At 63.2% G+C, this 13172-nt stretch carries 10 protein-coding genes; 4 read left to right on the top strand and 6 right to left on the bottom strand.

Annotated features, from left to right (window positions below; all coding sequences use genetic code 11):
• Positions 1 to 211 precede the first annotated feature (211 nt).
• The 5 genes from V8Z65_RS16550 to araD all read right to left on the bottom strand — a co-directional run bounded on the left by V8Z65_RS16550 (position 212) and on the right by araD (position 7618).
• Positions 212 to 2785, bottom strand: a complete 2574-nt coding sequence (locus V8Z65_RS16550) for a PQQ-binding-like beta-propeller repeat protein (protein ID WP_338721247.1) — start codon at positions 2783 to 2785, stop codon at positions 212 to 214.
• Positions 2786 to 2872: 87 nt separating this feature from the next.
• Entirely contained in the window at positions 2873 to 4075 is a 1203-nt protein-coding gene (gene pcaF, locus V8Z65_RS16545) for a 3-oxoadipyl-CoA thiolase (RefSeq protein ID WP_338721246.1), read from the bottom strand.
• 163 nt (positions 4076 to 4238) lie between these two features.
• Complete coding sequence (locus V8Z65_RS16540; RefSeq protein ID WP_338721245.1) at positions 4239 to 4949, bottom strand: ribonuclease activity regulator RraA; 711 nt, start codon at positions 4947 to 4949, stop codon at positions 4239 to 4241.
• A 12-nt stretch (positions 4950 to 4961) separates the two neighbouring features.
• Positions 4962 to 5861 carry a dihydrodipicolinate synthase family protein gene (locus V8Z65_RS16535; protein WP_338721244.1) on the bottom strand — a complete coding sequence of 300 codons (900 nt, stop codon included), beginning with the start codon at positions 5859 to 5861 and terminating at the stop codon, positions 4962 to 4964.
• 14 nt (positions 5862 to 5875) lie between these two features.
• Positions 5876 to 7618 (bottom strand): L-arabinonate dehydratase, encoded by a 1743-nt coding sequence (araD, locus tag V8Z65_RS16530; RefSeq protein ID WP_338721243.1) that lies wholly within the window; start codon positions 7616 to 7618, stop codon positions 5876 to 5878.
• Between the two features lie 137 nt (positions 7619 to 7755).
• Between araD and V8Z65_RS16525 the strand changes: the two genes are divergently transcribed.
• Positions 7756 to 8778 carry a LacI family DNA-binding transcriptional regulator gene (locus tag V8Z65_RS16525; protein WP_338721242.1) on the top strand — a complete coding sequence of 341 codons (1023 nt, stop codon included), beginning with the start codon at positions 7756 to 7758 and terminating at the stop codon, positions 8776 to 8778.
• Positions 8779 to 8799: 21 nt separating this feature from the next.
• On the opposite strand, the gene V8Z65_RS16520 is transcribed toward V8Z65_RS16525, so the two are convergent.
• A complete protein-coding gene (locus V8Z65_RS16520) occupies positions 8800 to 9507 on the bottom strand; it encodes a GntR family transcriptional regulator (protein WP_338721241.1) in 708 nt (235 codons plus the stop codon).
• 255 nt (positions 9508 to 9762) lie between these two features.
• On the opposite strand from V8Z65_RS16520, the gene V8Z65_RS16515 reads away from it, so the two are divergent.
• The 3 genes from V8Z65_RS16515 (at position 9763) to V8Z65_RS16505 (ending at position 13172) form a co-directional block, all read left to right on the top strand.
• Positions 9763 to 10851, top strand: coding sequence for an ABC transporter ATP-binding protein (locus V8Z65_RS16515; RefSeq protein WP_338724058.1), 1089 nt, complete (start codon positions 9763 to 9765; stop codon positions 10849 to 10851).
• 31 nt (positions 10852 to 10882) lie between these two features.
• Positions 10883 to 12172, top strand: coding sequence for a PotD/PotF family extracellular solute-binding protein (locus tag V8Z65_RS16510; protein WP_338721240.1), 1290 nt, complete (start codon positions 10883 to 10885; stop codon positions 12170 to 12172).
• Between the two features lie 142 nt (positions 12173 to 12314).
• Positions 12315 to 13172, top strand: coding sequence for an ABC transporter permease (locus tag V8Z65_RS16505; RefSeq protein ID WP_338721239.1), 858 nt, complete (start codon positions 12315 to 12317; stop codon positions 13170 to 13172).

Here is a 13172-nt window from a genome sequence, read left to right as displayed (position 1 = left end):
CCCTTGAGGGGGAGCGTCAGGATGGGGCGCTGAGGTTCTAGCGAACTGTGCATGTGCGGATAGGTTGACACCCCCACCCTCAATCCCTCCCCACAAGGGGGAGGGAGGTGAAAGAATAGCGGGTCCAGCGAAAAGTGAAGCGCCCTAATCTTCCTCGGCACAAGAAAAAGCCCGGCTTAGGAGCCGGGCCTTGTCGTTCCGCCTATCGGGTTCAATCCTCTTCGGGCAGGGCCCAGGCGATGAGGTAATCGCCAATGGGCGTTTCCATGAAATGGTGGCCGCCCGGGGCGATGGCGATGAACTGGCGATCGCCCACCGAATAGGTGATGGGTGTGGTCTGGCCGCCCGCAGGCAGGACGTCGCTCCAGACCGTTTCGCCCGTCTCGATATCGATAGCGCGGATGAGATTGTCCGTGGCGGCGGCGATGAAGATCAATCCGCCGGCGGTGACCAGGGGGCCGCCATTATTGGGCGTGCCGATCTTGAGCGGCAGCATGGACGGGATGCGGAAGGGGCCATTGGCGCGGGCGGTGCCCAGCGGCACATCCCAGAGCGTTTCGCCCGTTTCCAGATCGATGGCCCGCAACCCGCCATAGGGCGGCTGCTTGCACATCAGGCCCGTCCAGCTTTCGCGCCAGCCGGCATTGACCGAGATGGCATAGGGAGATCCCAATTGCGGCCCGGCCTCGGAGGCGCCCGGTTCATATTCCGGCTCGAAAATGGCATGGGCTTCGCCCGCTTCCTCACGGGGGATGAGGCGGTTGTAATTGGGCATGTCGTTATAATTGGCCACGAGAATGCCACGCTCGATATCGACCGCCATCGACCCCCAATCCTGCCCGCCATTATAGCCCGGATATTGAATCCAGCGCCCGTCGCTGGTGGGCGGGGTATAGGCGCCCTCATAATTGGCCATGCGGAACTGGATGCGGCACCAGAGCTGGTCGAGCGGGCTCATGCCCCACATGTCCTTTTCCTCCAGAGCCGGGAAGAGCAGGCTGTGATAGGTGGAAAAGGGCTGGGTGGGCGAGAGATAGCCCGGCTCCACGCCGGTGCCGGTGGGCACTTCGCGCTCCTCGACGGGGAACAGGGGCTCCCCGGTTTCCCGGTTAAGGACGTAGATGTCGCCCTGTTTGGAGGAGAGGATGATGGCCGGAACCGTGCCGCTGTCGGTGGGGAAATCGACGAGGCTGGGCTGGGAACCGAGGTCATAGTCCCAGACGTCGCGGTGCACGGTCTGGAAATGCCAGATATCTTCGCCGGTCGTCACATCCACTGCCACCAGCGATGTCGCATATTCATTCTCCAGTTCGCTGCGGTTGGAGCCGTAATAGTCGACGGCGGAATTGCCGAGCGGCAGATAGACCAGGCCGCGTTCCTCGTCGGCGGCAGCAGTGGTCCACATATTGGGCGTGCCGCGGGTGTAGACTTCGCCTTCGGCAGGCGCGCCGCGATTGTCCGGATTGCCCAGGTCCCAGGCCCAGGCCAGTTGGCCGGTAACCGCGTCATAGCCGCGGACGACGCCCGAGGGCGAGTCCTCGGCCTGACCGTCCTGCACCTGCGCGCCGGTGACGACGATGCCGCGCACGATGGTGGGCGCCGAGGTGATCGAATACCAGCCCGGAACCGTATCGCCGATGCCGTCTTCGAGATAGACCTCGCCATTCTCACCGAAATCGGGGCAGGGTTGGCCCAGTTGCGCATCCACCGCGATCAGGCGCGCATCGAGCGTGCCCCAGATGATCCGGGTGGCGCAGAGCGCGTCCGGTTCGGCATCGGGCACCGTGTAATAGGCGACGCCGCGGCAGGTCGCGCCATAGGGGATGGCGTCTTCGGGGACTTCGGGATCGAAGCGCCATTCCTCGCGGCCGGTGGCGGCATCCACGGAAATGGCGATGCCCATGGCGCTGCAGATGTAGAGATCGTCGCCGACCTTGAGGGGCGTGTTCTCGGGCGAATATTTACCCTCGGCCTTCTGACTGGGCATGTCGCCGGAGCGATATTCCCAGACGCGTTCGAGTCGGTCGACATTGCCCGGGGTGATGTCGGCGAGCGGCGAGAAGCGCCGGGCCTGATAGGTGCCGCCATAGGCCGGCCAATCGGCGCCGGTCTCGAGCGTTTGGGCCGCGGCGCGCAATTGCACCCCGGTCGGCGTGGTGGGTGCCGCAGGCTCGGCCGGCTCGGCCTCAGCGGGCGGTTGTGGCACATTCCGGGGATCGGGCGGGGTGACCTCGACATCAGGCGCCGCCTCGGGCGCAGGCGGCTCGACCGGCTCGACTGGCGCGCTGGCATCGGGGGCGGGCGTAACGGTTTCCTGGGCAATGGCGCGCTCGGTATTGGCCGGGCCGACAAGGCCGATTGCGGCCGCAAATCCGGCGATTGCCAATGCCGCGGGGCCGGCCGCATAGGGACCGCCGAAACGCCAGCGGCGCCGCAATGCGGGAATGGCGAGGAGCACCAGGACGAGGATAACGCTGGGTGCCACCAGCCGCGGCACTTGCGCCCAGCCATCCAGCCCCACTTCCCACAGGGCCCAGAGGACGGTGAAGAGATAGGTCGCCAGATAGGTCCAGACCGCCAGGATGTCCCGGCGGACGAGGAAGGCTGCGGTGGCCAGGAGGCCAAGGCCTGCCACCAGATAGTACCAGGAGCCACCCAGCGTCGCCAGCCAGACGCCGCCGACAAGAATGAGGGCACCCAATAGGCCAACCAGCACTCCCAGGCCCCAGGCATACCACCGTCCGGCCGGGTGTGAATCGCGGGATAATGTCGTTGTGTCAGTCATGACCGTTCCTCCTGCCGTTTCAGGGCCAACGAAGGGTCAGGACATGCGTTCCGGAAAAATATTCCAGATTAGGCCGGGTTGGTCTCCCTAGACGCGCTCGAGGGCAATGGCGATGCCCTGGCCGACGCCGATGCACATGGTGGTGAGGGCTCGTTGCTGTCCGGAAAGGCTCAGCTCCAGCGCCGCCGTGCCGGTGATGCGGGCGCCGCTCATGCCCAGGGGATGGCCAAGGGCAATGGCGCCGCCATTGGGATTGACGCGCGCATCGTCCTCGGCAATGCCAAGATCGCGCAGAACGGCGATGCCCTGGCTGGCAAAGGCCTCGTTGAGCTCGATCACGTCGAAATCGGCCTGGGTGAGGCCGAGCCGTGCAAAGAGCTTCTTGCTGGCCGGCGCCGGACCCATGCCCATAATGCGCGGCGGCACGCCGGCGGTGGCGCCGCCAAGAATGCGGGCAATGGGGGTGAGACCATGCTTTTTCGCAGCGGCTTCCGAGGCAATGATCAGCGCTGCAGCACCATCATTGACCCCCGAGGCATTGCCCGCCGTCACCGTGCCATTGGGGAAGAGGGCCCGCAATTTGGCCAGGGTTTCCATCGTGGTGCCGGCACGGGGATGTTCGTCCGTATCAACAACAACCGGTTCGCCCTTCTTCTGTGGGATAGTGACCGGCACGATCTCTTGGGCGAGGCGGCCATTGTTCTGGGCGGCCACGGCCTTGTCCTGGGAGCGGACGGCGAAGGCGTCCTGCGCCTGGCGCGAAACGGAAAATTCCTGCGCCACGTTCTCGCCGGTCTCGGGCATGGAATCGACGCCATATTGCGCCTTCATCAGCGGATTGACGAAGCGCCAGCCAATGGTGGTGTCATGGATCTCAGCATTGCGCGAAAAGGCCGTCTCGGCCTTGGGCAGGACGAAGGGCGCGCGCGACATGGACTCAGTACCGCCGGCAATGACCAATTCGGCCTCGCCGGACTTGATGGCGCGGGCCGCGGTGATCACCGCATCCATGCCCGAGCCGCAGAGACGGTTGATGGTGGTGCCGGTGACACTGACCGGCAGGCCGGCCAGCAACAGGCTCATGCGGGCGACATTGCGATTGTCCTCGCCGGCCTGATTGGCATTGCCGAAGATGACGTCGTCGACCGCCTCCCAATCCACACCGGCATGCTCGGCCATCAATGCCTTTAAAACAATGGCGCCCAGATCATCCGGGCGAACCGGGCTCAGCGCCCCGCCAAACCGGCCAATAGGGGTGCGCCTGTAAGCGCAGATAAAGGCGTCAGTCATTGCCGTTCTCCCGATAGAGCCATGGATCGCGCTGCTCTATTATAATCAGGAGGCTATATCGCTGATTGAAACTGGCGGGTAAAATGACAATTTGGCCGCCATCTATTACCTGAGGTAATAGATGGCGATGGACTGCCAATGAGCAGATGGACCTTCGCGCCGATCAGCGATTATGGCTTTTGCGCCAAGCCTCGAATTCGGCGGCGAAATGCTCCTGGGTTCCCGGATAGAGGCCGATGACTGGCGTGCCGGCCTTGACCTTTTCGACCACGAAATCCTCATAGGCAGTCATTTCCACCGCTTCGTCGGCGACGTCTTTGGCGATGGCCTGGGGGACGACTATGACGCAATCGTCGTCGCCCACCACGATATCGCCGGGGAAGACGGCCACGTCGCCGCAGCCAATGGGCACATTGAGATCGAGCGCCTCGTGCAGGGTCAGGTTGGTCGGGCTCGAGGGCCTTGTGTGATAGGCGGGAATGGCCAGCTCGCCAATGGTTGCCGCATCGCGAAAACCGCCATCGGTGACGACGCCAGCGACACCGCGCACCATGAGCCGGGTCACCAGGATATCGCCGGCCGAGGCGGCGCGCGGGTCCTTGCGGCTGTCCATGACCAGCACATGGCCCTCGGGGCAGGTTTCGACCGCGACGCGCTGGGGATGGGCCGGATTGCGGAATTCGGTGAGTTGGTTGCGGTCCTCGCGCGCCGGAATATAGCGCAGGGTATAGGCGGGGCCGACCATATTGACGCCCTTGGCCTTGACCGGATGCACCCCCTGGATGACCTGATTGCGCAGGCCGCGTTTGAAGAGGGCGGTGGCCAGGGTCGCGACCGAAACGGCCATGAGCTTGTCGCTCAGCGCTTTATCCATTGCCGTTTCTCCTTAGGTCAGCTTGTTGGTTGCAATGAAGGCGTCGAGCCTGGCCCGTTGCGCTGTGGTCAGCGGCCAGGCGGATGGCGGCCGCGTCGGGCCGCAGCTCCGGCCCAAAGCCAGAAGCGCCGCCTTGATGGCCGTGACATTGGTGCCGTTCATCTCCTCGGCGCGGATGTCCTCAAAGGTCTTCATGCCGGCGATCAGTGCATTGGCGCGGGCATAGTCATCCGCTGCGAGCGCCGCATGGATGGCCATTGAGCGCTCCGGCCAGACATTGATGAGGCCGGAGGTGAAGCCGCGCGCGCCGACCGCGTAAAAGGCGGGCGCCCAGATTTCGGCCAGCCCGCCGATCCAGACCAGGGACGGATCGCAGGCGGCCTTGGCCTCGGCCAGTTTGAGGGGATTGGGTGTTGCCCATTTGATACCCTTGACCTGCGGCAGCGCGCAGAGATCGGCAATGGCTTTGGTGCCAATGGCGTCATTGCGCAGATAGAGCATCATTGGCAGGCCATCGGAGGCATCGGCAATGGCTTTCAGATAGTCGACAAGTCCACGTGGCGACACGAAGGGGTCAGGCGGCTGATGCACCATGAGCGCAGTTGCGCCGGCCTGCGCCGACACTTTGGCGAGGGCCATGGCGTCGCGAATGCCGCGACCGATGCCCGCCAGAACCGGGGCGCGACCATCGACCAGCCGCACCACCTCGCGCACCATGATCGAGGCTTCCTCGGTGGTCAGGGCATAAAACTCGCCAGTATTGCCATTGACCACGGGCATGTGGAGGCCGGCGTCGAGCGCCCGATCCAGGATGGGCGTCAGGCGGTCCGGTGCGACATTGCCCGCGTCGTCATAGGGGGTGACCAGAATGCCGGAAATGCCGGTCAGCGCTTGCTCAAGCGTGCGTGCCATTGTCCTGGCCTTTGCTAGAAAATGTCGGGTTCGCCAGCGGACCGGCCGAAATCGCGTTCGAGAAAATCGAAATCGCAGCCCTTATCCGCCTGGGTCACATGTTTGGTATAGAGCCAGCCCCAGCCGCGTTCAAAACGCGGTGCTGGCGGTGTCCAGGCGCGGCGGCGGCGCTCGAGCTCAGCGTCGGTCACCAGCATGTCGAGCCGCCGGTTGGGCAGATCGAGCCGCACGATATCTCCGGTTTGCAGGAGAGCCAGCGGGCCGCCGACAAAGCTTTCCGGCGCCACATGCAAGACGCAGGCGCCATAGGAGGTGCCGGACATGCGGGCATCGGAAAGGCGCAGCATATCGCGGTATCCCTGTTTGATCAGGGCCTTGGGTATGGGCAGCATGCCCCATTCGGGCATGCCCGGACCGCCCTGGGGGCCGGCATTGCGCAGCACCAGAACGTGGTCGGGCGTGACGTCGAGATTGTCGTCGTCGATGGCCTTTTTCATCTCCGGATAGGAATCAAAGACCAGGGCCGGACCTTCATGGCGGTAATATTTCGGATCGCAGGCCGCCGGCTTGATGATCGCACCATCCGGACAGAGATTGCCGCGCAGAACCGCCAGAGAGCCTTCGTGATAGACCGGGTTGGTGAGCGGGCGGATGACGTCGTCATTATAGACTGTCGCTCCGGCGATATTCTCGCCCAGGGTCTTGCCATTGACGGTGAGGACGGTGGTATCGAGCCGGTCCATGATCTGCTTTTGGAGGGCCAAGAGACCGCCGGCAAAATAGAAATCTTCCATCAGATAGTCCTTGCCCGAGGGCCGGACATTGGCGAGCAGCGGCGTGTCGCGGCCCAATGCATCGAGATCGTCCAGCGTCAGGACGAGGCCGGCGCGGCGCGCCATGGCGATGAGGTGAACAACTGCATTGGTGGAGCAACCGGTGGCCATGGCAACGATGGCGGCATTGCGCAATGCGGCCTGGGTGACGATGCGGTCAGGCGTCAGATCCTCCCAGACCATATCGACAATGCGGCGGCCGCATTCGGACGCCATGCGGGCATGGGCCGAATCCACGGCCGGGATGGACGAGGCGCCCGGCAGGGTAAGGCCCAGGGCGTCGGCAATGGCGGTCATGGTGGAGGCCGTGCCCATGGTCATGCAGACGCCGGCGGAGCGGGCTATGCCGCCCTGCAAGCCCTGCCATTGCGCCTCGCTGACATTGCCGGCGCGGCGTTCGTCCCAATATTTCCAGGCATCCGAGCCCGAGCCCAGCGTCCGCCCGGCATAATTGCCGCGCAGCATGGGCCCGGCGGGCAGATAGATCATCGGCATCCCGGCGGAGAGACCCCCCATGATGAGGCCGGGCGTGGTCTTGTCGCAGCCGCCCATCAGCACCACGCCATCGAGTGGATGCGAGCGGATGGTTTCTTCGGTCTCCATGGCCAGCATATTGCGATAGAGCATGGATGTCGGCTTGGTGAAGCTTTCATCGACCGACAGGACCGGCAATTCGACCGGAAAGCCGCCGGCCTGCAGCACGCCACGTTTGACCGCCTCGACCCGCTCGGGGAAATGGCTATGGCAGGAATTGAGCTCGGACCAGGTGTTGAGAATGCCGATTATGGGCCGGCCCATAAACTCGTCCTCGGCATAGCCCAATTGCAGCATGCGCGAGCGGTGGCCGAAACTGCGCAGATCATCGGGCGCGAACCAGCGGGCCGATCGCAGGTCCTCGACTGTCTTGCGGCGCGCCAGAGCCATATTGCCACCTCCCGAGTGGCGACAATGTATGCGCATACATCATAGTCGGTCAATCAGTGCATAGCTATTTCGAGCCGCTTGCACCGAGAAGCTGTAAGCGCATACAGAAGTGATGAACCCATTTGGTGAGAATGATGGTGGCCCATAGCAAAAGCGGGCTTGGACGGGGCGGCAGCGTGACCATGGCCGAGGTGGGGCGGCTGGCCGGGGTCTCACAGGTCACCGTGTCACGGGCGCTGTCGTCGCCGGACAAGGTGTCGCCCGAGACCCTGCAACGCATCCAGGATGCCATTGCGCGCACCGGCTATGTGCCCAATGCGGTGGCGGGGGCGCTGGCATCGCGCAAATCCAGGTTGATCGCGGCATTGGTGCCTTCGATCACCAATATTGTCTATGCGAGCCTGCTGCATGCCTTCTCCGAGATTATGCGGAGGCATGGCTATCAGATCATATTGTCCGAAACCGGTCTCGATCCGGCGCGCGAAGAGCAGGCAATTGCCGCGCATTTGTCACGGCGGCCCGATGCCATGCTGCTGACCGGGGTGCATCACAGCGCCGGGGCGCGGCGCATGCTGCTCAATGCCGGCATTCCGGTGGTCGAGATCTGGGACATATCGGATTCCCCGATCGATTGTTGTGTCGGCTTCTCTCATGCGGAGGCGGGGCAGACCGCGGCCGAGTTTGCCGTGGCGGCCGGTTATCGCCATGCCGCCACCGTGACCGCCGGCGATGAACGCGCCATGCGCCGCCGCGATAGCTTTGTCGCCCGGTTTGGCGGCCGCATGGGCACAGTCGTGAGCGGCGTCGATTTTTCGGGTTCGGCGACTTTGGGACTGGGCCGGCAGGCGCTGGCGCAATTGCTCGACGGGGGCATGGAAAAGGGGACGGTTCTGTTTTGCAGCTCGGACCAGTTTGCGCAGGGCGTGCTGGTTGAAGCGGGGGCGCGAGGTCTGCGCGTGCCGGGGGATGTTGCCGTGATCGGTTTTGGCGACCAGGATTTCGCGGCCATGACGGAGCCGGCGCTGACCAGCATCCGGATCGACCGCCAGGCTTTGGGCGAGGTCGCGGCAAAGGCGCTGGTGGAGCGGTTCGGCTTAGGGCAGGGGCTCAGCGCCGTCCACAATGTCGGCTTTGAACTGGTGCGTCGCGCTTCGGCATGATGCCCAATCGGGCGGGCGGCCCTAGAGCAGCAAGGCGTCTCTTAGAGGGCGCTCGGCATAAGCGCGCAGGTCCAGATCGGCCTCGATGTGATCGATATGCTGGAGGATGAGGGCGCTGGCGCGTTCTGCGTCGCGGTCGCGCAGGGCGGCGACAATGTCGCCATGTTCGTTGTGCCCGCAACTGGATGCACCGGTGCGCCCGTAAAGCGCGATGACCAGGGAGGAGCGGGCAATCAGTTCTTCCATGAAGCGCTGCATGATGGCATTGCCGGCAATCTCGGCCAGCAGCAGGTGGAATTCGCCTGATGCCCGGATGGAGGCGCGGCGTGAGGCCGGCCCACGCTCGGCGATCAAGCGGCTTTCCGTCGCCAGACAGGCCTCGAAGCGGGCAAAATCGGCCTGTTTGCCGTTTATGGCGGCGGTGCGGGCAATGCCGGTTTCGATCTGCCGCCGCGCTTCGAAAAGCTGCCGGGCCTCTTCCGGGCTGGGACTGGCGACAAAGGCGCCACGATTGCGCTCGGCCCGCACCAGGCCTTCAAAGGTCAGTGATTGCAGGGCGGCGCGCACCACGGTGCGGCTGACATCGAACAGCTTGCCCACTTCGGCTTCCGAGAGCTTGGTGCCAGGCACCAGGCGATGCTCGACTATGGCGTCGCGCAAATGGTCGCGAATGGCCATGGCCCGGTCATCGGCTTGCGGGGCGGCTTCGGAATGGGACGATTGGATCATGGTGCACCTGGTTCCTTTTGACAGGATTTGGGGCCGGGCGAAAGCGAAACATCGCGTCCAATCACATTTATAGATTGCATACAATCTGACCGGCATATTGCGAACAACTGATTAAATGTTGGGCATTTTGGCAAAGTGATGTTGGGCGAGGCAGTCTTGGCCCTGAGAGAAAAACGCGCTGCGCCAGCTGATTAAGCAGCAAAACCGGCACTTGGCATGGCAGTTGCAATTCAGACCCCGTTACAGGGGGTGTGGATGAGCAAGGCTGCCTCGATCGATATCGCGTCCGTCTCCAAGATTTACGGCCAGACCACGGCGGTGGACGATATCAGCCTCAAGATTCCGGCCGGGACCTATTGCTGCCTGCTCGGGCCCTCGGGCTGCGGCAAGAGTTCGACGCTGCGCATGATTGCCGGGCATGAGAGCATTTCGGCCGGCGACATCAGGCTGGGCGATAGCGTCATCACCGACCTGCCGCCGGCCAAGCGCGGCACGGCGATGATGTTCCAGTCCTATGCGCTGTTTCCGCATCTCGACCTGGTCGACAATGTCGCGTTCAGCCTGGCCATGTCGGGCATGTCCAAGCCGGAGCGCCGCGCCAAGGCACTGGACATGCTCACGCTGATGCAGATGGAGGCCTATGCCGATCGGCATCCGGCCCAGCTTTCGGGCGGGCAGCAGCAGCGTGTAGCGCTGGCGCGCGCGCTCATTACCGATCCCGAAGCGCTGTTGCTCGATGAGCCGCTTTCGGCGCTCGATCCCTTTCTCAAGGTGCGTATGCGCGCCGAGCTTAAAAAGCTGCAGAAAAATCTCGGCATTACCTTCGTGCATGTGACCCATAGCCAGGAAGAGGCCATGGCGCTGGCCGATCTCATTGTGGTGATGAGCGATGGACGTATCGAACAGGCCGCCGCGCCGCGGGAGATTTTCGAGCGTCCCGCGACCGCCTTCGTGGCCCGCTTCATGGGCGACCACAATGTCGTTTCCGGACGCTCGGCCGGCGATGGCGATGGGCTGGCCCAACTGGATGTAGCCGAGGGCGGGCGTTTTGCCGCCATGGGCCCGGCGCCGGCGCCGGGGCAGCCGCTCGACATTGCCGTGCGCACCGACCGGGTGCGGCTCGGCGAGGCGGCGGCCAAGGGGCTCGGGTTCACCGGCATGGTCTCCAATATCGAATATCGCGGTGCCAGCGTGAAGATCGCCTGCGACGGCGCCGGCATTTCCGACTTCACCGCCATCCTCTCTGACAAGGTGTTCTTTGCAGCGCCGGTCAAGGTGGGGGACGCGGTGCCCCTCAATTGGGACGCGGAGGACGCCATCGTTCTCGGCCGTCTCGATAGATGAATCGTCAATCCAGCGAACAGGGACAAGAGCTATGACGACGACTGAAAACAAGGCGGGCATCAGCCGCCGAAATTTCCTCAAGACCGGAACGGCGGCCGTGGCGGGTGCAGCGGTCGGCTCGGGGGCCATTACCGGCTTCCCCACCATCTGGGCGCAGAACCCGATCACGCTGCGGCAGTTCGGCACGGGCGTCTCGAACCTCAATGCCATTGCCGAGAAGTGCAAGGAAGACCTCGGCATTACCCTCGAGATGACGGCCACCGACTCGGACGCTGCCGCCCAGCGGGCCGTGACCCAGCCGGACAGCTATGACATTGCCGATATCGAGTACTGGATCTTGAAGAAGGTCTTTCCGACGGGCGTCATCCAGCCCATGGATACGTCGCGCCTGACCTATTACGACCAGATCGTGCCGCTATTCAAAACCGGCAAGCTGCTGCCCGACAGCGTCATCGCCCAGGGCACTGCGCCGCATACGGTCGGTTTTGTTGAAGGACCCGACAGCACCACCTTTGCCAGCGGCGAGACCGGCTGGTTCACCATGGTGCCGACCATCTACAATGCCGACACCTTGGGTATCCGTCCGGACCTGGTGGGTCGCGAGATCACCACTTGGGCCGATATCATGGACCCGGCCTTCAAGGGCAAGACCTCGATCCTCAACATCCCGTCCATCGGCATCATGGATGCGGCCATGATCATGGAGGCCATGGGCGAGATCACCTATGCCGACAAGGGCAATATGACCACCGAGGAAATCGACAAGACCATCGATTTCCTGATCAAGGCCAAGCAGGACGGCCAGTTCCGCGCCTTCTGGAAGAGCTTTGACGAGAGCGTCAACCTGATGGCGTCGGGCGAAGTGGTCATCCAGTCCATGTGGTCGCCGGCCGTGGCCGCCGTCCGCTCGCGCGGCATCCCCTGCAAGTATCAGCCGCTCAAGGAAGGCTATCGCTCCTGGGGTGGTGGTCTGGGTCTGGCCTCTCACCTTTCGGGCGCTCAGCTCGATGCGGCCTACGAATATATCAACTGGTACACCTCCGGCTGGGTCGGCGGCTATCTCAACCGCCAGGGCTATTATTCGGCCAATATGGAGACGGCCAAGAACTACATGTCCGAAGACGAATGGGGCTTCTGGATCGAGGGCAAGCCGGCCCAGGGCGATATTCTGGCGCCCGATGGCACCGTCATGGAAAAGGCCGGCGCGGTGCGCGATGGCGGCTCGTTCGAAGAACGCATGGGCAAGGTCGCCTGCTGGAATTCGGTGATGGACGAAGACCGCTACATGGTCCGCCGCTGGAACGAGTTCATCGCGGCGTGATGACCGTGTTGGGGGCGCATAACTGCGTCCCCAAACACTACTTGGCCCGCGGGCACGGCCCTGGGCACTTTTGACCGGGAACGAATAACGATCGGCCTTAGGACTAAGTCCGAGGGCGGCACGAGAGACGTGGAGAGTGTTGTTGAACAATCTGCTGGCCCGCGCCACGCCCTATCTGCAGGCGACACCGTTGACGCTGATCCTGGGCTTTTTCCTGGCACTGCCCATCGTGCTGCTCGTTATTGTCAGCTTCTGGGACTATGACTTTGCCGGCATGTATCCGGGCTTTTTCACCTTCAACTATGCCGAAACGCTGGGCTCCTGGGTTACTTGGCGGACCTATGGCAATACGCTCAAATTCGCCTTTCTGGTCTGGGCGATCACGGCGTTTCTCGGCTTCTGGGTCGCCTATTTCCTGGCCTTTCACATCCGCAGCGCCGCCATGCAGATGGTGTTGTTTCTGGTCTGCACCGTGCCGTTCCTGACATCCAATATCATCCGCATGATTTCCTGGATTCCGGTGCTGGGACGCAATGGACTGGTCAATTCCACCCTTGTCAGTGCCGGGATTATCGACCAGCCCATAGAGTGGCTGCTCTATTCCGATTTCGCCGTGGTCCTGGCCATGGTGCATCTTTATACGCTGTTTATGGTCACCCCGATTTTCAACACCATGATGCGCATCGACCGCTCATTGGCGGAGGCGGCGCGTGATGCCGGGGCGAAGGATTGGCAGATCATCTGGCATGTGATCCTGCCGCTGGCCAAGCCCGGCATTGCCATCGGCACCATTTTCGTCGTGACCCTGGTCATGGCCGATTTTTCGACCGTTCAGGTCATGTCGGGCGGTCAGTCTGCCTCGGTGGCGCTGATGATGCGCAATCAGATGAGCCTTCTGCAATATCCGGCAGCGGCAGCCAATGCGGTGGTGTTGCTGATCCTGGTTCTGGTGATGGTCGCTGGCATCCTGCGCATCGTCGATATTCGCAAGGAGCTGTGA

Origin of the sequence: Devosia sp. XK-2, assembly GCF_037113415.1 — a bacterium.
Taxonomy (GTDB): Bacteria; Pseudomonadota; Alphaproteobacteria; order Rhizobiales; family Devosiaceae; genus Devosia.
This window is presented reverse-complemented; position numbering and strand designations above follow the sequence as displayed.

Excerpts from the sequence above, each read along its gene's own strand:
- V8Z65_RS16510 (WP_338721240.1), top strand. The coding sequence starts at position 10,883 with ATGACGACGACTGAAAACAAGGCGGGCATCAGCCGCCGAAATTTCCTC.
- pcaF (WP_338721246.1), bottom strand. The coding sequence starts at position 4,075 with ATGACTGACGCCTTTATCTGCGCTTACAGGCGCACCCCTATTGGCCGG.
- araD (WP_338721243.1), bottom strand. The coding sequence starts at position 7,618 with ATGGCTCTGGCGCGCCGCAAGACAGTCGAGGACCTGCGATCGGCCCGC.
- V8Z65_RS16515 (WP_338724058.1), top strand. The coding sequence starts at position 9,763 with ATGAGCAAGGCTGCCTCGATCGATATCGCGTCCGTCTCCAAGATTTAC.
- V8Z65_RS16540 (WP_338721245.1), bottom strand. The coding sequence starts at position 4,949 with ATGGATAAAGCGCTGAGCGACAAGCTCATGGCCGTTTCGGTCGCGACC.
- V8Z65_RS16550 (WP_338721247.1), bottom strand. The coding sequence starts at position 2,785 with ATGACTGACACAACGACATTATCCCGCGATTCACACCCGGCCGGACGG.
- V8Z65_RS16535 (WP_338721244.1), bottom strand. The coding sequence starts at position 5,861 with ATGGCACGCACGCTTGAGCAAGCGCTGACCGGCATTTCCGGCATTCTG.
- V8Z65_RS16520 (WP_338721241.1), bottom strand. The coding sequence starts at position 9,507 with ATGATCCAATCGTCCCATTCCGAAGCCGCCCCGCAAGCCGATGACCGG.